Here is a 22079-nt window from a genome sequence, read left to right as displayed (position 1 = left end):
GCTCGCGTGCGAGCGAGACCAGAGAGCCCCGCCCCCCCCCCCCCCCCCCCCCCCACCCCACCCCCCCCCCCCCCACGGCCGTCAGCCGGGGCTACGCTTTGAGCGCGGCGTCGATCACCCTGTTGAAGTCGGCCACCGTCATGGGCGGCTGGCCCTGGTTGCCGGTGGTGAGCGTCTTGCCGTCCATGACGAAACTCGGGGTGCTCACCACACCGTCCTTGTTGGTGTCCCAGGACTTGGACATGGCCAGCGCCCACGCGTCGTACGTGCCGTTCTTGACGGCGTTGTCGAATTTCGCGTTGTTCTTCAGCGCCGGGACAGTGTTCGCGATTTTGATGAGGTAGTCGTCGCTCTTGAACTTGTCGTCCGTCTCCTCCGGGTGCCACTTCGCCGAATACAGCGCCGACTTGTAGTCCAGGAACGCTTCCGGGCTGATGTTCAGCGCGGCGCCCAGGGCGCTCATCGCGTTCTTGGAGCCTTCACCGCTGGTGCCGATCTTGCCGTTCTTCAGCGAGTCGCCGTCGAGGAAGGTGCCGCCTACGTACTGGATCTTGAACTTGCCGTCCTCGATGTCCTTGTGCAGGGTCGGGCCGACCGTCTGCTCGAACTGGGCGCACACCGGGCAGCGCGGGTCCTCGTACACCTTGAGCGTCTTCTTCGCGCTCGCCTTGCCGATGACGACCGTGGTGCCGTTGGTGCCCTCGGTGTGGGCGGGGGCGACGACCTTGGCCGTCTTCATCTTCTCCCAGTGGCCGGGCTTGTTGGCCTGGACGACGGCCCAGCCGATGCCGCCGGCCGCCGCCAGCACGGCGACGACCGAGCAGGCGACGATGATCTGCCGCTTCTTCCTGTCGCGCTTGGCCTGGCGCTCGCGCTCCTGGCGCAGCCGCTCGCGGGCCGCCGTCTTCGCCGTCTGGCTGTTCCGCTTGCTCATGTGGGTGTACTCCCTGGGGGTCGCGCACCTGACGTGCGCGGGATACGGGTGGGGTGCTCCAAGTCGCTCACCAGGCGGTGAGCGGGGCGGAGCACGGCGGTCCACGCCGTTTCTGGGAGTGCGCGAGCAGCCGGTCGCGGACGGCGGCCGGGCGCCGGGCCGGGCGGGGCGGGCGGCCCTCCGGCAGGAGCCGTACGGTGACCGCGGCCACCGCGAGGAGCAGCGGCCGGAAGGAGGCGGCGGCCACCGCGCGCAGCAGCTGCACCAGGGCCCGCTCGCCCCGGCGCAGCCAGGCGGCGGCCAGCAGGCTCACCCCGATGTGCGCGGCGAGCAGCAGCCAGGCGGTGGCCGGGGAGGCGTGCGCCAGCACACCGGCGGCCTGGCCGCGGCTCACCTCGGCCAGCGGGGTGCCCACCGCGCCGCCGTGGCACAGCAGGTCGAAGCCGAAGGCGTGCAGGGGACCGGCGACCGGGCCGCCCGCCGGGCCGTAGCAGGTCCGCTGGCCGGTGGTGAACACCGTGTCGGCGCTCAGTTCCAGCGGCACCAGCAGGGCCGCGATCCGGCCGAAGCCGCGCTCGCGGCCCGCCAGCGCGTACGCGCCGGCGAAGACGCCGGCGGCGACCGCGGCCACGGTCGCGGCCGGCAGCGGCGTCCGGGACAGCAGCACGTGCGACGCGGTGCCGAGGGTCACGACGAAGGCCGTGAACAGCACCGCGCGTACGGCTCTGAGATAGGTCCCGGATATGTCCATAGCGAGAGCAGAGTCTGTCACGAACCGGAGTAAGGGACCCCTAAAGGGGGCCTGTGAGTACCCGCACGCTACCGCCTCGGCGAGGCGTCCTGAAGCCCCGGAATCCGGCCGTTGCGGAACAGGTCCACGAAGATGTGGTGGTCGGCGCGGGCGCGGGCGCCGTAGGTGTGCGCGAAGTCCACCAGCAGGGGCGCGAAGCCCTCCTCGTCGGCCGCGATCGCCGCGTCGATGGCCCGCTCGGTGGAGAAGGGCACCAGGGACTCGCCGGAGGTGTCGTCCGCCGCCGCGTGCATGGTGGCCGTGGCCCGGCCCAGGTCGGCCACGACCAGGGCGATCTCCTCCGGGTCGTCGAGCTCGCTCCAGTCCAGGTCCACGGCGTACGGCGAGATCTCGGCGACCAGCTGGCCGGCGCCGTCCAGCTCGGTCCAGCCCAGCCACGGGTCGGCGTGCGCCTGGAGGGCGCGCTGGGAGATCACCGTGCGGTGGCCCTCGTGCTGGAAGTACCCGGCGATGGCCGGGTCCGTGATGTGCCGGGAGACGGCCGGGGTCTGGGCCTGCTTGATGTAGATCACGACGTCGTTCTCCAGCGCGTCGCTGTGGCCCTCCAGGAGGATGTTGTACGACGGCAGCCCGGCCGAGCCGATGCCGACGCCCCGGCGGCCCACGACGTCCTTGACCCGGTAGGAGTCGGGGCGGGTCAGGGAGGAGTCGGGCAGCGTCTCCAGATAGCCGTCGAAGGCCGCGAGGATCTTGTAGCGGTCGGCCGCGTCCAGCTCGACGGTGCCGGGGCCCGATGCGAACCGGCGTTCGAAGTCGCGGATCTCGGTCATCGACTCCAGCAGCTCGAACCGGGTCAGCGAGCGGGCCGCGCGCAGCGCGCCGAGCAGCGGGCCCTCCGCGGTGTCCAGGGTGAACGGCGGCACCTCGTCGCTCTTGGCGCCGGTGGCCAGGGCGTGGATCCGCTCCCGGTAGGCGGCCGCGTAGACCGTCACCAGCTCGCTGATCTGGTCGTCGCTGAGCGCCTTGGCGTACCCGAGGAGCGCGATCGAGGCGGCGAAGCGCTTCAGGTCCCAGGTGAAGGGGCCGACGTACGCCTCGTCGAAGTCGTTGACGTTGAACACCAGGCGGCCGTACGAGTCCATGTACGTGCCGAAGTTCTCCGCGTGCAGGTCGCCGTGGATCCACACGCGCGAGGTGCGGTCGTCCAGGTAGGGGCCGCCCCGCCGCTCGGCATCGATGTCGTGGTAGAAGAGGCACGCCGTGCCCCGGTAGAAGGCGAAGGCCGAGGCCGCCATCTTCCGGAACTTCACCCGGAACGCGGCCGGGTCGGCGGCCAGGAGCCTGCCGAAGGCGGTGTCGAACACGGCGAGGATCTCCTCGCCGCGCTGCTCGGCGCTGAGCTGAGAAACCGACATCGCGGGATGCCTCCTGGTGCGGGAGTGGTGCGTCACTGTGCGTCCATGGATACGACAGCGCTTTCGCCGTCTCCAACGGGCGACGCCGTGCGGGAGTGCCCGGTTCCCGCCCGACCGTACGCGGGGATCCGCCCCGGTTGTCAGTGGCAGGGCATAGGATTCGACGCTGTCCCCCAGAGTGTCCGCCCGCCCGTCGCCTGACGTTCTCCGTTGGAGGCCGAACCGTGTCAAAGCCGCCGTTCACGCACCTGCACGTCCACACCCAGTACTCGCTGCTGGACGGTGCCGCGCGGCTGAAGGACATGTTCAACGCCTGCAATGAAATGGGCATGACGCACATCGCCATGTCCGACCACGGCAACCTCCACGGCGCGTACGACTTCTTCCACTCCGCGCAGAAGGCCGGGATCACCCCGATCATCGGGATCGAGGCCTATGTCGCCCCCGAGTCCCGGCGCAACAAGCGCAAGATCCAGTGGGGCCAGCCGCACCAGAAGCGCGACGACGTGTCCGGTTCCGGTGGTTACACCCACAAGACGATGTGGGCGGTGAACAAGACCGGTCTGCACAACCTCTTCCGGCTGTCCTCCGACGCGTACGCCGAGGGCTGGCTCCAGAAGTGGCCCCGGATGGACAAGGAGACCATCTCCCAGTGGTCCGAGGGCATCGTCGCCTCCACCGGCTGCCCCTCCGGCGAGGTGCAGACCCGGCTGCGCCTCGGCCAGTTCGACGAGGCGCTCAAGGCCGCCAGCGAATACCAGGACATCTTCGGCAAGGACAAGTACTTCCTGGAGCTGATGGACCACGGCATCGACATCGAGCACCGGGTCCGCGACGGCCTCCTGGAGATCGGCAAGAAGCTCGGCATCCCCCCGCTGGTCACCAACGACTCGCACTACACGTACGCCCATGAGGCGAGTGCTCACGACGCGCTGCTGTGCATCCAGACCGGCAAGAACCTCTCCGACCCCGACCGCTTCAAGTTCGACGGCACCGGCTACTACCTGAAGTCCACGGACGAGATGTACGCCATCGACTCCTCGGACGCCTGGCAGCAGGGCTGCGCCAACACGCTCCTCGTGGCCGAGATGGTGGACACCACCGGCATGTTCGAGAAGCGCGACCTGATGCCGAAGTTCGACATCCCCGAGGGCTACACCGAGGTCACCTGGTTCAAGGAGGAGGTCCGCCGCGGCATGGAGCGCCGCTTCCCCGGCGGCATCCCCGAGGACCGCCAGAAGCAGGCGGACTACGAGATGGACGTGATCATCTCGATGGGCTTCCCCGGCTACTTCCTCGTGGTCGCCGACTTCATCATGTGGGCCAAGAACAACGGCATCGCGGTCGGCCCCGGCCGAGGCTCCGCGGCCGGTTCGATCGTGGCGTACGCCATGGGCATCACCGACCTCGACCCGATCCCGCACGGCCTGATCTTCGAGCGCTTCCTCAACCCCGAGCGCATCTCGATGCCCGATGTCGACATCGACTTCGACGAGCGCCGGCGCGCCGAGGTGATCCGGTACGTCACCGAGAAGTACGGCGCCGACAAGGTCGCCCAGATCGGCACCTACGGCACCATCAAGGCCAAGAACGCGATCAAGGACTCGGCGCGTGTGCTGGGCTACCCGTACGCGATGGGCGACCGCATCACCAAGGCCATGCCCGCCGACGTCCTCGGCAAGGGCATCCCGCTGTCCGGCATCACCGACCCCAGCCACCCCCGTTACTCCGAGGCGGGCGAGGTCCGGGCGATGTACGAGAACGAACCGGACGTGAAGAAGGTCATCGACACCGCCCGCGGTGTGGAGGGCCTGGTCCGGCAGATGGGTGTGCACGCGGCCGGCGTGATCATGTCCAGCGAGACCATCACCGACCACGTCCCGGTCTGGGTCAGGCACACCGACGGCGTGACCATCACGCAGTGGGACTACCCGAGCTGCGAGTCGCTCGGCCTGCTGAAGATGGACTTCCTGGGCCTGCGCAACCTGACGATCATGGATGACGCGGTCAAGATGGTGAAGGCCAACAAGGGCCTCGACATCGACCTGCTGTCCCTGCCGCTGGACGACCCCAAGACCTTCGAGCTGCTCCAGCGCGGCGACACCCTCGGCGTCTTCCAGTTCGACGGCGGCCCCATGCGCTCGCTGCTGCGGCTGATGAAGCCCGACAACTTCGAGGACATCTCCGCCGTGTCGGCCCTGTACCGGCCGGGCCCGATGGGCATGAACTCCCACACGAACTACGCGCTGCGCAAGAACGGGCAGCAGGAGATCACGCCGATCCACCCCGAGCTGGAGGAGCCGCTCAAGGAGGTCCTGGACGTCACCTACGGCCTGATCGTCTACCAGGAGCAGGTGCAGAAGGCCGCCCAGATCATCGCCGGGTACTCGCTCGGCGAGGCCGACATCCTGCGCCGTGTGATGGGCAAGAAGAAGCCCGAGGAACTGGCGAAGAACTTCACCATCTTCCAGGCCGGCGCCCGCAGGAACGGCTACAGCGACGAGGCCATCCAGGCGCTGTGGGACGTGCTGGTCCCGTTCGCCGGCTACGCCTTCAACAAGGCCCACTCGGCCGCGTACGGCCTGGTGTCGTACTGGACCGCCTACCTCAAGGCCAACCACCCCGCCGAGTACATGGCCGGACTGCTGACCTCGGTCAAGGACGACAAGGACAAGTCGGCGGTCTACCTCAACGAGTGCCGCCGCATGGGCATCCGGGTGCTCCCGCCGAACGTCAACGAGTCCGAGGCCAACTTCGCCGCCCAGGGCGACGACGTGATCCTCTTCGGCCTCTCCGCGGTGCGCAACGTCGGCACCAACGTGGTCGAGTCGATCATCAAGTGCCGCAAGGCCAAGGGGAAGTACGCCTCCTTCCCCGACTACCTCGACAAGGTCGAGGCGGTCGTCTGCAACAAGCGCACCACCGAATCGCTGATCAAGGCCGGCGCGTTCGACACCATGGGCCACACCCGCAAGGGCCTCACGGCGCAGTACGAGCCGATGATCGACAACGTGGTGGCGGTCAAGCGCAAGGAGGCCGAGGGCCAGTTCGACCTCTTCGGCGGCATGGGCGACGACAGCGCCGACGAGCCCGGCTTCGGCCTCGACGTGCAGTTCACCGACGAGGAGTGGGACAAGACCTATCTGCTCGCCCAGGAGCGGGAGATGCTCGGTCTGTACGTCTCCGACCACCCGCTGTTCGGCCTCGAACACGTGCTGTCCGACAAGGCCGACGCGGGCATCTCCCAGCTCACCGGCGGTGAGCACGCGGACGGCGCGGTGGTCACCATCGGCGGCATCATCTCCGGCCTCCAGCGCAAGATGACCAAGCAGGGCAACGCCTGGGCGATCGCCACCGTCGAGGACCTCGCGGGCTCCATCGAGTGCATGTTCTTCCCGGCCACCTACCAGCTGGTGTCGACCCAACTGGTCGAGGACGCCGTGGTGTTCGTCAAGGGCCGCCTCGACAAGCGCGAGGACGTGCCCCGGCTCGTCGCCATGGAGCTGATGGTCCCGGACCTGTCCAACGCGGGCGCCAACGCGCCGGTGGTCCTCACCATCCCGGCGACGCGGGTCACCCCGCCCATGGTCAGCCGCCTCGGCGAGATCCTCAGCCACCACAAGGGCGACAGCGAGGTGCGGATCAAGCTCCAGGGGCCGCGCAAGACCACGGTGCTGCGCCTGGACCGGCACCGGGTCAAGCCCGACCCGGCGCTGTTCGGCGATCTGAAGGTGCTGCTCGGCCCGTCCTGCCTCGCGGGCTGAGCCGGCTCCCGGCGGCGCGGGGCCGAAGCCGCGAGAGGGGCGCACCCGTGGCGGGTGCGCCCCTCTTTTCTTACGCAACAGGCGTCGATCGCCCTTTAGTTGTGGCCGAAGCTCTTCTGCCTCTTGCCACGCCCGGTATCACCGGAACTGCCCTGGATGTGTGTCACCGGGGACTCGTGGGACTCCGCGGTGTGCTGCGCCTGCTCGTGCGCCGGGGCGGCGTGCTGCGCGGCGCGGTTCTGCGAGCCACCCTGCTTGCGGTTCTTGTTCTTGGCCATGGTGATCTGCCTCCTGCGGGGGATCTAGGGGCCAGGGCCGGATTCAGATTCACATAAGCTGACATCAATCGCATGTCGGACAATTACCCTGTGTGACAGGGTAGGTTGGCGGGTAACAGCCGCAAACGCCACGCCGAAGATCGAGTTCGGGCCGTTAACCCCCGCGCGGTCGGGCAGACTCGAAGGAAGTCCGAAGCAAAACCTCCCGGGAAGAGGGTGAGTCGCGTGGACCGCTGCATCGTCCTGGTGGACGCCGGGTATCTGCTGGGCGCCGCCGCCAGCCTCCTCGCGGGCGAGCCCTCGCGGTCCCGGATCACCGTCGACCACCCCGCGCTGATCCAGGCGCTGCGCGAGCGCGCGGAGTCCGACACCGAGCGCCCCCTGCTGCGCATCTACTGGTTCGACGGCGCCCCCGACCGGGTTCCGCAGCCCGAGCACCGCAGACTGCGCGTGATGCCCCGCGTCACCGTCCGGCTCGGCGCCCTCACCCGCAGCGACGGGCGCTGGGCGCAGAAGGGCGTGGACGCCGCCATGCACGCCGAGCTGACCGAGCTGGCCCGCAACCGGGCCTGTTCCGACGTCGTCCTGGTCACCGGCGACGGTGATCTGCTGCCGGGCATGATGGCGGCCAAGGAGCACGGCGTCGCCGTACACCTGTGGGCCGTGCAGGCCGCCGACGGGGACTACAACCAGTCCGAGGACCTGGTCGCCGAGGCCGACGAGCGGCGCGTCCTGGACCGGGCGTGGATCACGCAGGCGATCCGGGCCAAGGAGCTGACCGGTGTGTGCGCGCCGCCGCCCGTGCCGCGGCCCGAGATCGCCGCGATCCTCTCCGCGCCGCTGCCCGAGTCCGCGCTCGCCGCGGCCGCCGAGCGCCCCGCCGAGCAGGAGACGCGCCCGGCCGGCGGCGCCGCCCAGAACGGCAGCCAGGAGCGGATGCCGGTGACCAAGGGCGTCCCCACCCCCAAGGACCTCGCCGCGCTGCGCGCCCCCGGCGCCGTCCAGACCGCCCAGCAGCCGGCCACCGCGACCCTGCGCTGGTCCTCCGACAAGGGCTGGGTGGACCGGCCGGGCACGGTGACCGAACCGGCCGAGGCCGCCGCCATGCCGACCCTCGCCCAGCTCACCACGGCCGAGCAGCGCTGGGCCGACCGCGAGGAGGACATCACCACCGTCGGCGGCGATCCGTACGAGGTGGGGCAGGTCTTCGCCCGCCGCTGGATCTCCCGGCTCGGCGACCAGAGCCATCTCCAGCGGCTGTCCCAGATGTACCCGCGCATCCCGCACCGCATCGACGGGGAGCTGCTGCGCTACGCCGCCCGCTTCGGGCTGCTCGCGCACAAGGACGACCAGATCGACGAGCACGACCGTTACGCCATCCGGGCGGGCTTCTGGCGCGAGTTCGACATCCCGGCCGCGGCGGAACACGCGAACGCGGGGGAGTGAGGCGACGCCGGACGCGGGGGACCGGCGCGGCGGAGACGAGGCCGGGAGCCGCGACCGGCGTGCGGCCGGGTGGAGGCGAGGCCGGGGGCGCGATCGGCGTGCGGGCGGGTGGGGCGAGGCCGGGGGGCGTGATCGGCGTGCGGCCAGGTGGGGGCGGGGCCGGGAGCCGTGACCGGCGTGCGGCCGGGTGGGGGCGAGGGGCCAGGGGGCGTGATCGATGTGCGGTCAGGTGGGGCGAGGCCGGGAGCCGTGACCGGCGTGCGGCCAGGGTGGGGCGGGGGCCTGGTCGGTTGCGGCGGCTTCCCGCAGGCCGGTGGGACTGGGCGAGGCGGGGCGTGCGGCCGGGAGCGGGCCGGACGGGGCTGGGCTGAGGTCCGGACGGGGACGCACCGGCTTCCGGCCCGGTACTGGTTCGGGTGGCCCCAAGGGTGGGTAAAGGGGGCGGACCCCGTACCCTCTCCCCTTGTGAGTACGCGTGTGGGGCAGGCACTTCGGCAGGACGAGGTCGTCCGCGTACGCGGGCTCGCCAAGACCTACCCGGCCGTCAAGGGCCGCCGCGGCGCACCCGGCACCCCCGAGGTGCGGGCCACCGACGCCCTGGAGCTGACGGTACGGCGCGGCGAGATCTTCGGGCTGCTCGGCCCCAACGGCGCCGGCAAGTCCACCCTCGTACGACAGCTCACCGGGCTGCTGCGCCCCGACACCGGCAGCGTCGAGATCCTCGGCCACGACATCGTGCGCCACCCCGAGCGGGCCGCCCGCCTCCTCGCCTACCTGGGCCAGGAGTCCACCGCCCTGGACGAGCTGACCGTCTCCCTCGCCGCCGAGACCACCGGACGCCTGCGCGGCCTGGACGCGCGGGCGGCGCGGGCCGAGCGGGACGCCGTACTGGAGGAGCTGGGGCTCACCCCGATCGCCGGGCGGCCGCTGAAGAAGCTGTCCGGCGGGCAGCGCCGGCTCGCCACCTTCGCCGCCGCCCTCGTCGGCGAGCGCCCGCTGCTGGTCCTGGACGAGCCGACCACCGGCATGGACCCGGTGGCCCGGCGCGCGGTCTGGGCGGCCGTGGACCGGCGGCGCGCCGAACGCGGCACCACCGTCCTCCTCGTCACCCACAACGTCATCGAGGCCGAGACCGTGCTCGACCGGGTCGCCGTGCTCGACCGGGGCCGGGTCATCGCCTGCGACACCCCCGCCGGGCTGAAGGAACGCGTCGCGGGCGAGGTCCGGGTGGAACTGGTGTGGCGGGGACGGGCGCCGCTGGAGGTGCCCGAGGTCGCCGTGCTGCGCGAGCGCGCGGTCGAGTCCGGCCGGCGCTGGACGCTGCGGCTCGCCCCCGAGGAGGCCCGCGCCGCCGTCGCCACGGTGACCGGCGGCGCCGCCTTCGCCGCCCTGGACGACTTCACCCTGGCCACGCCCAGCCTGGAGGACGTCTACCTGGCCCTCGGCGGCGCCGCCCGGCAGGGGCTGGTGAAGGCATGAGCGCACGGGCCGTACACAGCAAGGCCGGTACGGCTGCCGCAGGGAAGAGGAGCAGCTCGTCGTGAGTGTCGTACCCGCGCAGGTTCTGCCCGACGGGGCCCGGACCGCCGTACCGGAGGCGGGGCCGGTCGCGGCCGAGCTCGCCCCCGCGGCGCGGCTGTGGCCGTCGCTGACGGCCGTGTACCGGGCGCAGCTGTCCCGTGCGCGGGTGGCGCGGATCCCGCTGCTGTTCGTGGCGACCTTCCAGTCGATCGGCATCACCGTGATGATGCGCGGTGTCGTCGACAACGGCTTCGAGGCGCGGTCCGTGGTGGCCGGCTCCTCCGTGCTGGTCGTCGCGTTCGTCGCGCTCAACCTGCTGGCCCAGTACTTCGGGCAGCTGCGGGCCGGCGGCGGCCTCGACCACTACGCCACGCTGCCGGTGCCGCCCGCCGCGGTGGTGCTGGGCACGGCGGCCGCGTACGCCTCCTTCACCGTGCCCGGCACGCTGGTGACCGCCGTCTTCGGCTGTGTGCTGTTCGGCCTGCCGCTGGCCAACCTGTGGGTGCTGCTGGCCGTGGTGCCGCTCGCCGGGGCCGCGCTGTCCGGGCTCGGCGCGGCGCTGGGCCTGCTCGCGCCCCGCCCCGAACTGGCGACGCTGCTCGGGCAGCTCGGCATGTCGGCGGCGCTGCTGCTCGGGGTGCTGCCGGCCGACCGGATGCCGGAGGTCATCCGGCTGGCGCGGGACCTGCTGCCCTCCACCTACGGCGTGGAGGCGTACGCCCGCACGTTCGGCGCGCATCCGGACTGGGCCGTCGTCCTCGCTGACCTGGGGGTGTGCGCGGGGGTCGGGGTGGTTTCGCTCGCCGCGGCCGCGTGGGCGTACCGCAGGGCCGCCGTCCGGTGACGCGGCGCACAGGCCGACCTGGCACGATGGCAGGGTGACCGCACCGCTGAACCCGCCCCCGCCCCCGCACGACCACTCCGCGCACCAGATCTGGCAGGCGCCGCCCGCCGGGGCGCCGACGGCGGGTGCCTATGAAGAGGACGGCCCCGGAATGAAGACCGAAGCGCGCGAGGGCGCCGTGATCGCCGTGCTGACGGCGGTGTGCGGGGCGCTGCTCGGGCTGCTGTGGTGGCGGCTGGCACCCCATGTGCCGCTGGTCGGGGACCAGTCGGGCAACAGCTGGGTGGTCTATCTCAAGGACAGCGAGGGTGAGCAGGCGGTCGGCGTGGACGGCACGTTCACCCTGCTGGCGCTCGCGTTCGGCGCGGTGAGCGGGCTCGCGGCCTTCCTGTGGCGCAGGCGGGGCGGCGTACCGCTGGTCGTCGGGCTGGCGCTCGGCGCACTGCTCGGCTCCCTGCTGGCCTGGCGGCTCGGGGTGTGGCTCGGCCCCACGTCCGACGTCATCGCCCACGCCCGCGCGGTCGGCAAGGGGGTCACCTTCCCGGCGCCGCTGCGGCTGGGCGCGAAGGCCGCGCTGCTGTCCTGGCCGTTCGCCGCAGTGCTGGTCCACCTGGGGCTCACCGCGCTGTTCGGCCCCCGCGACCCCGAGCCGCAGCATCCGGGCGAGGCACCGCTCACGCCCGCCCCGTAGACGCGGCGCACCGCTCGCGACAGGGGCCCGGCGGGGCGAGGCCCCGGCCCGGCGAGGGCCCGGCTGGCAGGGGCTTGACGCTTGACGGGGGCCCGGCTCGGCAGGGGCTTGACGCTCGACCGGTCCCGGCTGGCAGGGGCCCGGCTCGGCAGTGGCTCGGCGCTCGACAGTGCCCGGCTGGCCGGGGCTCGGCGCTCGGCAGAGGCTCAGCCCGGCTCCCTCGCCCCCGCTCCCGCACCCTCGCCCCGCGCTCGATACCGCAGCCCGGCCCCTCAGCCCTGCCCCGCGCTCGCCTCCTCAGTCCCGCCCGCGATCGGCCCCTCAGCCCCGCCCGATCGGTGCCGACACCGCTCCCGTCAGCTCCGCCAGGTCGCCGGGCGCCAGCTCCACCTCCAGGCCGCGGCGCCCGGCCGACACGCAGATCGTGGCGTGGCCGAGGGCCGAGTCGTCCAGGACGGTGGGGAGCTTCTTGCGCTGGCCGAGCGGGGAGATGCCGCCGCGGACGTAGCCGGTGGTGCGCTCGGCCAGGGCCGGATCGGCCATGGCGGCACGCTTGCCGCCGACCGCCGAGGCCAGGGCCTTCAGGTCGAGGGTGCCGGCGACCGGGACCACGCCGACGACGAGGCTGCCGTCCACCTCGGCCACCAGGGTCTTGAAGACGCGGTCGGGGGAGACGCCCATCGCTTCCGCGGCCTCCTCGCCGTAGGAGGGGTGGGCGGGGTCGTGCTCGTAGGCGTGGACCGTGAACTCGACGCCCGCCGCGCTCAGCGCGACCGTCGCCGGGGTCCCCCCGGACTGCTGCTGCTTCTTCGACTTCTTCGCCATGGGGGTGCGCACTCAGTTCAGACTGGTCGGCGTCCGCGTCAGCTCGGACGCGGGCAGCGACGGCAGGTTACGGATGATGGCGGTCTCGCCGCGCAGGATCTTCAGCTCGTCCCGCAGCCGGGAGGCGGTGTCCGGCGCCTGGAGCAGCCGCTGCTTGGTCGGCGTGTCGTGCATCATCGCGGCCGCCACCAGGTACGACACCACGCTCGGGTCGTCCGGCAGCTCCGCGCTCGTGGCCAGCGACCGCTCCCGCGCCCCCGCCAGCCGCTTCTGGTACTGCCGGAAGGCCCGCAGCACGCCCTCCGCGAGCGCCCCCGCCTCGTCGCCCGGCTCCTCCGCCAGCTCCTCCAGCTCGGCCGTCAGATAGGGCCCCGAGGCGTCCACGGACAGCAGCCGCACCCGCGTCGTACCGGTCGCGAGCACCTCGAAGGTGCCGCCGGTGCGCTCCCGGATGGTCGCCGCGTCCGCGATGCAACCCACCTGGTGGAAGGACATGAGCGGGTCCGCGCCGAAGCCCGCGGCCGGCCCGCGCTCGGGCTCCGCCGTGGGGTCGGGCATGCCGGGGGCGCTGGGCGCCACCTCGTACCCGTCGCGGATGGCCACGACGGCGAACCGGCGCGGCTCCTCCTCGGGGGTCTTCAGCAGCTCGCGCATCATGGCGCGATACCGCTCCTCGAAGACGCTCAGCGGGAGCACGAGTCCGGGGAAGAGGACCGTGTTCAGCGGGAAGAGGGGCAGACGGACGGTGGTCACGGCGCCCCAGCCTAATGGTCCGCGGGGCGGTGGTGTCCGCGGTGTCCGGGCAGCACGTCCCCGGCGGCCGGCAGCAGCCCGGCCGCGGCGGGCGTCCCGCCCCCCGACAGCAGGTGCTCGCGCAGCCGCAGGAAGTGGCCGAGCGGGTCGTCCGAGAACCGGTCCCAGGGGCAGGAGGTCGCATAGGGGCCGACCAGCCGCACCAGGGCGCGCGCGTCCTGACCGCGGTCCAGCCGCAGCAGCACGTAGAGCAGCATGTTGCGCACCGCGGCGGGCCACGGGTCGGCCGCCGCGAACCGCGCCGACAGGGCGAGGGCGCGGTCGGCCGCCGCGTCCAGCCGCTCGCGGGCCACTCCGGGCCCGCCGCCCTCGATCAGATAGCCGTAGGCGGCCCACGCGGGCAGCGCCTGCACCAGCGAGTCCGCCGGGGCGTCCTGCGCGGCCAGCTCGGCGAAGTCGAAGCAGGCGTGGTGCGCGGCGCTCGGCACGTGCGGGGTGTCCCCGAAGCGGATGCAGCAGAACGCGCCCAGATAGCGCAGCGCGGCCACATGACAGCCGTAGTGGTGCGGGTCGCGGCGCAGCGCCGCCTCCCACAGCTCCTCGAAGTAGCGGTGCCCGGCCCGCGAGCCGCGGGCGTGGTCCAGCGCGATCCGCCAGGGCACCGGGTCCCGGTCGTCGGCCCGTGCGGCGGCCGTGATCAGCGGGCTGACCTCGCGCAGCAGCTCGGCGCGGGCCGGCGAGGACCACACCCGGTCCACCGCGAGCTGGGCCGCGACCAGCAGGGCGCCGGGGTCGTCCGGCTCGGCCGCCCGCCAGTCCTCGAACCACTCGGAGCGCAGCCGGGCGAACGCGGCCAGCCGCCGGGCGTAGCCGTCGTGGTTCTCCCACTCGGCCGCGGCACGGGTGCCGGCCAGCAGCTCGGCCGCGGCCCGGTACTCGCCTTGGCCGGCGGCGACCAGCGCGGGCGAGAGCCGGTCGTCGGGCGCGTCGAGCACGGCCTCGTCCCCGGAGGCGATCCCCGAGGCCGGGCGCGCGGAAGATCGGGACATCCAGGAGCGGCGGAGGAACGAGGGCAGCGGAACCATGGTGCGGACCATTGAAAGTCCGCAGGTCGCGGCTGCGCCAGAGGCTTGGGGGAAGTCATGGAAGGTTGTACGGCCGAGGGTCAAGGACCGGCAAAGGGCGACTGTTCGACTTTTGTGCGGCCGTGACGGTCATGGGTGTCCTCTGCGCGCATGCCCGCACATGCCCGCACATGAACCGCGCGCCGGCTGCCGCTGCCCCGTTGCCGCTCCCCGCTCCCCGCTGCCACTGCCCCGTTGTCGCTGCCGTTGCCGCGGGGCGTCAGCTGCGCCGCAGCAGCCGGGTCGCCCCCGCCGCCACCGTCGTCGCCAGCACCCAGCCCAGCAGGACCATCGCGGCCGACAGCCACTGCCAGGGGCCGCGCAGCTGCCATTCGCCGACCTGGCCGAGGTCGATCACCGGCAGCAGCAGGTCCAGGGTGAACAGGGCCGGGCTCCAGTAGGGGTGCTCGTCGTGGTTGGTCGGGGGGTGCGCGGCGTGCGAGAAGGCGAGGGTGCCGGCCGCCCAGAGCACCGCCATCCACACCGCGGCGCGGCCGGGCCGGTAGCCGTACGCGACCGCCAGGTCCTGGGCGTAGCCCCAGAGCTTGCCCGCCAGCGGCAGCGTCTCCCGGCGCCTGCGCTGCTTGGCCAGCAGCACCTCGCGGGCGTCCTCGTCCTCCCCGGCCTCCCGCAGCACCGAGGCGAGGCGCTCGTACGGCTCCGGGGCGTACTCGGCGGTGGCCGCGGCGATCCAGTCCAGGCGCCGGATCAGCGGGAACGGGCCCTGCGGCACCAGGTTCTCGTAGGCGAAGCCGCCCATGTGCAGCCGCCCGGCGCCCGGCCAGGCGCCCGCGCGGTCCACCAGGTTCATGATCTGCGCCCCCGACAGCACCACCTTGCCGCGCTGGGGACCGTCCCCGAGGAAGCGCAGCTCGGGCGCGTGCACCCGGCGCAGCGACAGCTCCTGGTCGTCGGTGAGGGTGAACCGGGCCCGCTCCAGGTCCACCGCGTCCCCGAACCGCCCGTCGTCCAGCCGCAGCCCGCCCTGGCACTCGAACCGCTGGATCCGGGTCCCGCGCGCCGGTGTGGTCCCGCTGAGCAGCGGGTTCCCCACCCCGGCCGGGGTCAGGTACAGGGTGCGCTCCACGCTGAGCTGCGGCGCGTTCAGGGCGAGCCTGGAGTACGGGTTGGACAGGCGCGCGCCGCGCAGGCTCAGCGAGACGCCGATCTGGGCGCCGCGCAGCCGCAGCTCGCCGTGCGACTCCAGCAGCTCCGCCTGGAGGTCCTGGCCGACATTGAGGCCGTCGGCGGAGATCGAGCGCCCGCTGCGGTCCCGGTACACGATCGACTGGTTGAGCAGCAGATCGGTGCCGATGTGCGCGTCGGTCAGCCGGACCCCGTTCTGGAACCGGCAGCGCGGCAGATGGAGATCGCCCTCGGTGTGCAGCCGGGCCGCCTCCAGGCGCGGCACCGAGCAGTTCACCAGCCGCAGCGTGCTGAACCGCGCCTCCGGCACCAGCACCTGCTCGTCGAAGCGGCAGTCGCGCAGCTCGACGTACGGCCGCACGGTGCCGCCCGCCACGTCCAGGGTGCCCGTGACGCGCACCCCGGCGAGTTTGAGCGCGGACACCCGCCCGGCCAGCGCCGGCGGCCCGTCCAGCAGCAGCCAGGCGATGATGCGCGCCCGCACGGACCGCTCGGGCCCCCAGGGATGCCCGCCGTGCGGATCGTCGACGACGGTGTCGCCGCTGCTCAGGTCGTACACACTGCCGTTGCGGAAGGCCTGCCACATGCCCGCCTCGGCCGCGGTCAGGTCGTCCGGCAGGTCCCCGGCGACGAAGCCGGTCCCCTCGGTCACCGCTGTTCCTTCTTTCTCCACTGTCCGGGTGGTTCGTCCCGCGGTTGATGCCCGCTGAGTGACGCACGGAACACCCGTGGTGAAGGGGATCTTCCGAGTTCCGGCCAGCGTCTGTACCAGACATTGCCTCACGGCCTGTATCAGCCACTGATACGTGCGGACGACTACGGACGGCGGTCTGAGAGAATTGGAACCGTGATTTCCCGAATCGATCTGCGTGGCGACGCCCTCCCCGAGGGCCCCGCCCTGCGTGACCTGCTGCCCCGAGCCGACTTCGACGTTCAGGCCGCCCTGGAGAAGGTGCGTCCGATCTGCGAGGACGTGCATCATCGCGGCGACGCGGCGCTGATCGACTTCGCGGAGAAGTTCGACGGAGTACGGCTGGAATCCGTCCGTGTCCCGGCCCAGGCGCTCGCCGACGCGCTGGCCGGCCTCGACCCGGACGTGCGCGCCGCCCTGGAGGAGTCCATCCGGCGCGCCCGCCTGGTGCACCGCGCGCAGCGCCGCACCGCCCACACCACCCAGGTCGTCCCCGGCGGCGCGGTGACCGAGAAGTGGGTTCCGGTCGAGCGCGTCGGGCTGTACGCGCCGGGCGGCCGCTCGGTCTACCCCTCCTCGGTGATCATGAACGCGGTTCCGGCGCAGGAGGCCGGCGTCGAGTCCATCGCGCTCGCCTCGCCGCCGCAGGCCCCCGCTTTCGAGAATGATCCGGCCGGGGGCCTGCCGCACCCGACGATCCTGGCCGCCTGCGCGCTGCTCGGCGTGGACGAGGTGTACGCGGCCGGCGGCGCCACCGCCGTCGCGATGTTCGCCTACGGCACCGAGTCCTGCCCGCCCGCCACCATGGTCACCGGCCCCGGCAACATCTGGGTGGCCGCCGCCAAGCGCTACTTCACCGGCCGGATCGGCATCGACACCGAGGCCGGACCCACCGAGATCGCGATCCTCGCCGACGACACCGCCGACCCGGTGCACGTGGCCGCCGACCTGATCAGCCAGGCCGAGCACGACCCGCTCGCGGCCGCCGTCCTCGTCACCGACTCCCCCGACCTCGCGGACGCGGTGGAGAAGGAGCTGGAGCCGCAGGTCGCGGCCACCAAGCACACCGACGACCGGATCCGCCCGGCCCTCGCGGGCCGGCAGTCCGCGATCGTCCTGGTGGACGGCGTCGAGGAGGGCCTGAAGGTGGTCGACGCGTACGGCGCCGAGCACCTGGAGATCCAGACCGCCGACGCCGCCGCCGTCGCCGACCGGGTGCGCAACGCGGGCGCGATCTTCATCGGCCCCTGGGCCCCCGTCTCCCTCGGCGACTACGCGGCCGGGTCCAACCACGTCCTGCCCACCGGCGGCTGCGCCTGCCACTCCTCGGGCCTGTCCGTGCAGTCCTTCCTGCGCGGCATCCACATCGTCGACTACACCAGGGACGCGCTCGCCGAGGTCGCGCACCACGTGGTGACGCTGGCGGAGGCGGAGGACCTGCCGGCACACGGCGCGGCCATCAAGGCGAGGTTCGGCTGGAAGGTACCGGAGAGCAAGTGAGCGACGTAAGGATCGACGACCTTCCCATCCGGGACGAGCTGCGCGGCAAGTCCCCTTACGGCGCGCCCCAGTTGGACGTCCCCGTCCGCCTGAACACGAACGAGAACCCGTACCCGCTGCCCGAGCCGCTGGTCGAGCGGATCGCCGAGCGGGTCCGGGAAGCCGCCCGCGACCTGAACCGCTACCCCGACCGGGACGCGGTCCAGCTGCGCACCGAGCTGGCCAAGTACCTCAGCGACACCGGCAAGTTCCCGCTGACCCTGGCGAACGTCTGGGCGGCCAACGGCTCCAACGAGGTCATCCAGCAGCTGCTCCAGACCTTCGGCGGCCCCGGCCGCAGCGCGATCGGCTTCGAGCCGTCGTACTCGATGCACGCGCTCATCGCGCGCGGCACCGGCACCGGCTGGATCTCCGGTCCCCGGCGCGAGGACTTCACGATCGACCCGGCCGCCGCCGCGCGCGCCATCGCCGAGCACAAGCCGGACGTCGTCTTCCTCACCACCCCCAACAACCCCACCGGCAACGCGATCCCGCCCGAGACGGTGCTCGCGCTGTACGAGGCGGCGCAGGCGGCCAAGCCGTCGATGGTGGTCGTGGACGAGGCGTACGTCGAGTTCAGCCACGGCGACTCGCTGCTGCCGCTGCTCGACGGCCGCCCGCACCTGGTGATCTCGCGCACCATGTCCAAGGCGTTCGGCGCGGCGGGCCTGCGCCTCGGCTACCTCGCGGCCGACCCGGCCGTGGTGGACGCCGTCCAGCTGGTCCGGCTGCCGTACCACCTGTCGGCGATCACCCAGGCGACCGCGCTGGCCGCCCTGGAGCACACCGGCACCCTGCTCGGCTACGTCGAGCAGCTGAAGTCCGAGCGGGACCGGCTGGTCGCCGAGCTGCGCGCGATCGGCTACGACGTGATCGAGTCCGACGCCAACTTCGTGCAGTTCGGCCGCTTCGCCGACGCCCACGAGGCCTGGCGGAAGATCCTCGACCGGGGCGTCCTGGTCCGGGACAACGGCGTACCGGGATGGCTGCGGGTCTCGGCCGGCACCCCCGCGGAGAACGACGCGTTCCTCGACGCCGCACGTGAAGTCAAGAAGGAGCTTGAGGCATGAGCCGCGTAGGGCGCGTCGAGCGCACCACCAAGGAGACCTCGGTCCTGGTCGAGATAGACCTCGACGGCACCGGGCGGACCGACATCGCCACCGGCGTCGGCTTCTACGACCACATGCTCGACCAGCTCGGCCGGCACGGTCTGTTCGACCTGACCGTGAAGACCGACGGCGATCTGCACATCGACTCCCACCACACCATCGAGGACACCGCCCTCGCGCTCGGCGCCGCCTTCAAGCAGGCGCTCGGCGACAAGGTGGGCATCTACCGCTTCGGCAACTGCACGGTCCCGCTGGACGAGTCCCTCGCCCAGGTCACCGTCGACCTGTCCGGCCGCCCCTACCTCGTGCACACCGAGCCCGAGCGCATGGCGCCGATGATCGGCGAGTACGACACCACGATGACCCGGCACATCCTGGAGTCCTTCGTGGCCCAGGCGCAGATCGCGCTGCACGTTCACGTACCGTACGGACGTAACGCCCACCACATCGTGGAGTGCCAGTTCAAGGCACTCGCCAGGGCGCTGCGCTACGCCTCCGAGCGCGACCCGCGCGCGGCCGGCATCCTCCCGTCGACGAAGGGCGCGCTGTAACCCATGACCGGTCTGTCGACCCTGCTGATCGTCGTCGGCCTCTTCCTGGTCGGCGGCATCATCTCCTTCGTCAAGCAGAAGATGCCCACGAGCCTGATCGTGCTGCTCTCCCTCGCGGCCGGGCTGTGCCTGGTCGCCGGCGTCATGCGGCTGGAGGTGTGGAATTGAGCGCGACCGCCAAGAAGGTCGTCGTCTTCGACTACGGCTTCGGCAACGTCCGATCGGCCGAGCGCGCCCTCGCGCGGGTCGGCGCCGACGTGGAGATCACCCGTGACTTCGACGCGGCGATGAACGCGGACGGCCTGCTGGTACCGGGCGTCGGCGCCTTCGCCGCCTGCATGCGGGGCCTGCTCGACGCCCGCGGCGACTGGGTCATCGACCGCCGGCTGTCCGGCGGGCGCCCGGTGATGGGCATCTGCGTCGGCATGCAGATCCTGTTCTCGCGCGGCATCGAGCACGGCGTGCAGGCCGAGGGCCTGGAGGAATGGCCCGGCACCGTCGGCCCCCTGGAGGCCGACGTCGTGCCCCACATGGGCTGGAACACCGTGGCCGCCCCGGCCGACTCCGAGCTGTTCGCCGGCCTGGACGCCGACGCCCGCTTCTACTTCGTGCACTCCTACGCCGTCCACGACTGGACGCAGGAGACCCACAACCCGGTGATCGCCGCCCCCAAGGTCACCTGGGCCACCCACGGCAAGCCCTTCGTCGCCGCGGTGGAGAACGGCGCCCTGTGGGCCACCCAGTTCCACCCCGAGAAGTCCGGCGACGCCGGCGCCCAGCTCCTCACCAACTGGATCGGAACCCTGTAGACCATGGCCAAGCTCGAACTCCTCCCCGCCGTCGACGTCCGCGACGGCCAGGCCGTACGCCTCGTCCACGGCGAGTCCGGGACCGAGACCTCCTACGGCTCCCCGCTGGAGGCCGCCCTCGCCTGGCAGCGGTCCGGCGCCGAGTGGCTGCACCTGGTCGACCTGGACGCGGCCTTCGGCACCGGTGACAACCGGGCGCTGATCGCCGAGGTGGCGGGGGCCATGGACATCAAGGTGGAGCTGTCCGGCGGCATCCGCGACGACGACACCCTCGCCGCCGCCCTCGCCACCGGCTGCACCCGCGTCAACCTCGGCACCGCCGCCCTGGAGAGCCCCGAGTGGGTCGCCAAGGTGATCGCCGAGCACGGCGACAGGATCGCGGTGGGCCTGGACGTGCGCGGCACCACCCTGCGCGGCCGCGGCTGGACCCGCGACGGCGGCGACCTCTACGAGACGCTGGACCGCCTGAACAAGGAGGGCTGCGCGCGCTACGTCGTCACCGACATCGCCAAGGACGGCACCCTCCAGGGCCCCAACCTGGAACTGCTGCGCAATGTGTGCGCGGCCACCGACCGGCCGGTCGTCGCCTCCGGCGGCGTCTCCTCCCTGGACGACCTGCGCGCCATCGCCGAACTGGTGCCCCTCGGTGTGGAGGGCTCCATCGTCGGGAAGGCCCTCTACGCGAAGGCGTTCACCCTGGAAGAGGCCTTGGAGGCTGTGGCGTCATGACATCGGATGCCGTACGGCGGGTGCAGAGCGGAAGTCCCTGGGAAGAGAGTTTCGGTTTCGCACGCGCCGTCGCGGCGGGGGACCGGGTGTTGGTGGGCGGCACCACGCCCTTCCGGGGCACGGTCCTGTACGGCGAGGGCGATCCGTACGAGCAGACCAGGGTCGCCTTCGGCAATGCCCTGGAGGCGCTCAAGGAGTTCGGGCTCGGCGTCGAGTCCGTGATCCGCACCCGTATGTACCTGAGCCATGTGCGCGACGTCGACGAGGCGGGCCGGGCCCACAAGGACCTGTTCGACTCCGTGCGCCCCGCCTCCACCCTGCTGGTGGTCGCGGGCTTCGTGGACCCGCGCATCCTGGTCGAAGTAGAGCTTGAAGCATTCAGAGGAGCCTGAGCAGTCATGACCCTGGCGGTCCGAGTCATCCCCTGCCTGGACGTGGACAACGGCCGGGTCGTCAAGGGCGTCAACTTCCAGAACCTGCGCGACGCGGGCGACCCCGTCGAGATGGCCAAGGTGTACGACGCCGAGGGCGCCGACGAGCTGACGTTCCTGGATATCACCGCGTCCTCCGGCGACCGGGAGACGACGTACGACGTGGTGCGCCGCACCGCCGAGCAGGTGTTCATCCCGCTCACCGTCGGCGGCGGCGTGCGCACCGCGGAGGACGTGGACAAGCTGCTGCGGGCGGGCGCCGACAAGGTGGGCGTGAACACCGCGGCGATCGCCCGCCCCGAGCTGATCCGCGAGATCGCCGAGCGGTTCGGCCGCCAGGTGCTGGTCCTGTCGGTGGACGCGCGGCGCACCGGGTCCGGGTCCTTCGAGGTGACCACGCACGGCGGCCGCCGGGGCACCGGCATCGACGCCGTCGAGTGGGCGCACCGGGCCGCCGAACTGGGCGCGGGCGAGATCCTGCTGAACTCGATGGACGCCGACGGCACCAAGGACGGCTACGACCTGGAGATGATCGGCGCCGTCCGCAAGCACGTCTCCGTGCCGGTCATCGCCTCCGGCGGCGCGGGCGCGCTGTCCCACTTCCCGCCGGCCATCACCGCCGGCGCGGACGCGGTCCTCGCGGCCTCCGTCTTCCACTTCGGCGACCTGCGGATCGGCGAGGTGAAGGAGACCCTGCGGGCGGCGGGCCACCCGGTGCGCTGACCCGA

The 22079-nt window shown here is 72.2% G+C and carries 21 protein-coding genes; 13 read left to right on the top strand and 8 right to left on the bottom strand.

What is annotated here, in order from left to right; genetic code table 11:
• Nucleotides 1–91: 91 nt before the first annotated feature.
• The 3 genes from AC069R_RS19240 to AC069R_RS19230 all read right to left on the bottom strand — a co-directional run bounded on the left by AC069R_RS19240 (nt 92) and on the right by AC069R_RS19230 (nt 3100).
• The gene (locus tag AC069R_RS19240) at nt 92–934 is read right to left on the bottom strand and encodes a thioredoxin domain-containing protein (RefSeq protein WP_478768024.1); all 843 of its coding nucleotides are present in this window, start codon (nt 932–934) and stop codon (nt 92–94) included.
• A gap of 67 nt (nt 935–1001) precedes the next feature.
• Nucleotides 1002–1685 carry a hypothetical protein gene (locus AC069R_RS19235; RefSeq protein ID WP_478768023.1) on the bottom strand — a complete coding sequence of 228 codons (684 nt, stop codon included), beginning with the start codon at nt 1683–1685 and terminating at the stop codon, nt 1002–1004.
• 68 nt (nt 1686–1753) lie between these two features.
• The gene (locus tag AC069R_RS19230) at nt 1754–3100 is read right to left on the bottom strand and encodes a DUF2252 domain-containing protein (protein WP_478768022.1); all 1347 of its coding nucleotides are present in this window, start codon (nt 3098–3100) and stop codon (nt 1754–1756) included.
• 224 nt (nt 3101–3324) lie between these two features.
• On the opposite strand from AC069R_RS19230, the gene dnaE reads away from it, so the two are divergent.
• Nucleotides 3325–6864 carry a DNA polymerase III subunit alpha gene (gene dnaE, locus AC069R_RS19225; protein ID WP_478768020.1) on the top strand — a complete coding sequence of 1180 codons (3540 nt, stop codon included), beginning with the start codon at nt 3325–3327 and terminating at the stop codon, nt 6862–6864.
• A 95-nt stretch (nt 6865–6959) separates the two neighbouring features.
• Here the strand turns inward: dnaE and AC069R_RS19220 are convergent, their stop codons facing one another.
• On the bottom strand, nt 6960–7142 hold the full coding sequence (locus AC069R_RS19220; protein ID WP_478768019.1) for a hypothetical protein: 183 nt from the start codon (nt 7140–7142) through the stop codon (nt 6960–6962).
• A gap of 225 nt (nt 7143–7367) precedes the next feature.
• Here AC069R_RS19220 and AC069R_RS19215 point away from each other — a divergent pair, with 225 nt between their 5' ends.
• From AC069R_RS19215 to AC069R_RS19200, 4 genes are all read left to right on the top strand, one after another.
• The gene (locus AC069R_RS19215) at nt 7368–8588 is read left to right on the top strand and encodes an NYN domain-containing protein (RefSeq protein ID WP_478768018.1); all 1221 of its coding nucleotides are present in this window, start codon (nt 7368–7370) and stop codon (nt 8586–8588) included.
• 465 nt (nt 8589–9053) lie between these two features.
• Nucleotides 9054–10067 carry an ABC transporter ATP-binding protein gene (locus tag AC069R_RS19210; RefSeq protein WP_478768017.1) on the top strand — a complete coding sequence of 338 codons (1014 nt, stop codon included), beginning with the start codon at nt 9054–9056 and terminating at the stop codon, nt 10065–10067.
• A 61-nt stretch (nt 10068–10128) separates the two neighbouring features.
• Entirely contained in the window at nt 10129–10953 is an 825-nt protein-coding gene (locus AC069R_RS19205) for an ABC transporter permease (protein WP_478768015.1), read from the top strand.
• 34 nt (nt 10954–10987) lie between these two features.
• A complete protein-coding gene (locus AC069R_RS19200) occupies nt 10988–11644 on the top strand; it encodes an AAA family ATPase (RefSeq protein ID WP_478768014.1) in 657 nt (218 codons plus the stop codon).
• Nucleotides 11645–11965: 321 nt separating this feature from the next.
• Here the strand turns inward: AC069R_RS19200 and ybaK are convergent, their stop codons facing one another.
• The 4 genes from ybaK to AC069R_RS19180 form a co-directional block, all read right to left on the bottom strand.
• Nucleotides 11966–12469: a Cys-tRNA(Pro) deacylase gene (ybaK, locus tag AC069R_RS19195; protein WP_478768079.1), complete on the bottom strand. Its 504-nt coding sequence runs from the start codon at nt 12467–12469 to the stop codon at nt 11966–11968.
• A gap of 12 nt (nt 12470–12481) precedes the next feature.
• A complete protein-coding gene (locus AC069R_RS19190) occupies nt 12482–13222 on the bottom strand; it encodes an LON peptidase substrate-binding domain-containing protein (RefSeq protein WP_478768013.1) in 741 nt (246 codons plus the stop codon).
• A gap of 11 nt (nt 13223–13233) precedes the next feature.
• Nucleotides 13234–14307 (bottom strand): hypothetical protein, encoded by a 1074-nt coding sequence (locus AC069R_RS19185; RefSeq protein ID WP_478768012.1) that lies wholly within the window; start codon nt 14305–14307, stop codon nt 13234–13236.
• A gap of 259 nt (nt 14308–14566) precedes the next feature.
• Nucleotides 14567–16144 carry an oxidoreductase gene (locus AC069R_RS19180; RefSeq protein ID WP_478768011.1) on the bottom strand — a complete coding sequence of 526 codons (1578 nt, stop codon included), beginning with the start codon at nt 16142–16144 and terminating at the stop codon, nt 14567–14569.
• Between the two features lie 195 nt (nt 16145–16339).
• Between AC069R_RS19180 and hisD the strand changes: the two genes are divergently transcribed.
• The 8 genes from hisD to hisF are packed head-to-tail and all read left to right on the top strand — an operon-like array spanning nt 16340 to nt 22074.
• Entirely contained in the window at nt 16340–17683 is a 1344-nt protein-coding gene (hisD, locus tag AC069R_RS19175) for a histidinol dehydrogenase (protein ID WP_478768009.1), read from the top strand.
• Nucleotides 17680–18792 carry a histidinol-phosphate transaminase gene (locus tag AC069R_RS19170; RefSeq protein ID WP_478768008.1) on the top strand — a complete coding sequence of 371 codons (1113 nt, stop codon included), beginning with the start codon at nt 17680–17682 and terminating at the stop codon, nt 18790–18792. Before hisD ends, AC069R_RS19170 begins: the two co-directional genes overlap by 4 nt.
• Nucleotides 18789–19382, top strand: a complete 594-nt coding sequence (gene hisB / locus AC069R_RS19165) for an imidazoleglycerol-phosphate dehydratase HisB (protein ID WP_085564273.1) — start codon at nt 18789–18791, stop codon at nt 19380–19382. The genes AC069R_RS19170 and hisB overlap by 4 nt, the downstream gene beginning before the upstream one ends.
• A gap of 3 nt (nt 19383–19385) precedes the next feature.
• Complete coding sequence (locus AC069R_RS19160) at nt 19386–19550, top strand: hypothetical protein (RefSeq protein WP_478768007.1); 165 nt, start codon at nt 19386–19388, stop codon at nt 19548–19550.
• Nucleotides 19547–20191: an imidazole glycerol phosphate synthase subunit HisH gene (gene hisH / locus AC069R_RS19155; protein WP_397986433.1), complete on the top strand. Its 645-nt coding sequence runs from the start codon at nt 19547–19549 to the stop codon at nt 20189–20191. Before AC069R_RS19160 ends, hisH begins: the two co-directional genes overlap by 4 nt.
• Nucleotides 20192–20194: 3 nt before the next feature.
• Nucleotides 20195–20920, top strand: a complete 726-nt coding sequence (priA, locus tag AC069R_RS19150; protein WP_397986434.1) for a bifunctional 1-(5-phosphoribosyl)-5-((5-phosphoribosylamino)methylideneamino)imidazole-4-carboxamide isomerase/phosphoribosylanthranilate isomerase PriA — start codon at nt 20195–20197, stop codon at nt 20918–20920.
• Entirely contained in the window at nt 20917–21312 is a 396-nt protein-coding gene (locus tag AC069R_RS19145; RefSeq protein ID WP_478768006.1) for a RidA family protein, read from the top strand. Before priA ends, AC069R_RS19145 begins: the two co-directional genes overlap by 4 nt.
• A 6-nt stretch (nt 21313–21318) precedes the next feature.
• Nucleotides 21319–22074 carry an imidazole glycerol phosphate synthase subunit HisF gene (gene hisF / locus AC069R_RS19140; RefSeq protein ID WP_478768005.1) on the top strand — a complete coding sequence of 252 codons (756 nt, stop codon included), beginning with the start codon at nt 21319–21321 and terminating at the stop codon, nt 22072–22074.
• Nucleotides 22075–22079: the final 5 nt, after the last annotated feature.

The sequence above is a fragment of the Streptomyces sp. NPDC043952 genome (assembly GCF_056435325.1).
The sequence above is the reverse complement of the archived record's forward strand: the minus strand, read 5'-3'. Positions and strand labels throughout refer to the sequence as shown.

Excerpts from the sequence above, each read along its gene's own strand:
- AC069R_RS19160 (WP_478768007.1), top strand. The coding sequence starts at position 19,386 with ATGACCGGTCTGTCGACCCTGCTGATCGTCGTCGGCCTCTTCCTGGTC.
- AC069R_RS19185 (WP_478768012.1), bottom strand. The coding sequence starts at position 14,307 with ATGGTTCCGCTGCCCTCGTTCCTCCGCCGCTCCTGGATGTCCCGATCT.
- priA (WP_397986434.1), top strand. The coding sequence starts at position 20,195 with ATGGCCAAGCTCGAACTCCTCCCCGCCGTCGACGTCCGCGACGGCCAG.
- hisF (WP_478768005.1), top strand. The coding sequence starts at position 21,319 with ATGACCCTGGCGGTCCGAGTCATCCCCTGCCTGGACGTGGACAACGGC.
- AC069R_RS19230 (WP_478768022.1), bottom strand. The coding sequence starts at position 3,100 with ATGTCGGTTTCTCAGCTCAGCGCCGAGCAGCGCGGCGAGGAGATCCTC.
- AC069R_RS19240 (WP_478768024.1), bottom strand. The coding sequence starts at position 934 with ATGAGCAAGCGGAACAGCCAGACGGCGAAGACGGCGGCCCGCGAGCGG.
- ybaK (WP_478768079.1), bottom strand. The coding sequence starts at position 12,469 with ATGGCGAAGAAGTCGAAGAAGCAGCAGCAGTCCGGGGGGACCCCGGCG.
- AC069R_RS19235 (WP_478768023.1), bottom strand. The coding sequence starts at position 1,685 with ATGGACATATCCGGGACCTATCTCAGAGCCGTACGCGCGGTGCTGTTC.
- hisB (WP_085564273.1), top strand. The coding sequence starts at position 18,789 with ATGAGCCGCGTAGGGCGCGTCGAGCGCACCACCAAGGAGACCTCGGTC.
- AC069R_RS19145 (WP_478768006.1), top strand. The coding sequence starts at position 20,917 with ATGACATCGGATGCCGTACGGCGGGTGCAGAGCGGAAGTCCCTGGGAA.
- AC069R_RS19220 (WP_478768019.1), bottom strand. The coding sequence starts at position 7,142 with ATGGCCAAGAACAAGAACCGCAAGCAGGGTGGCTCGCAGAACCGCGCC.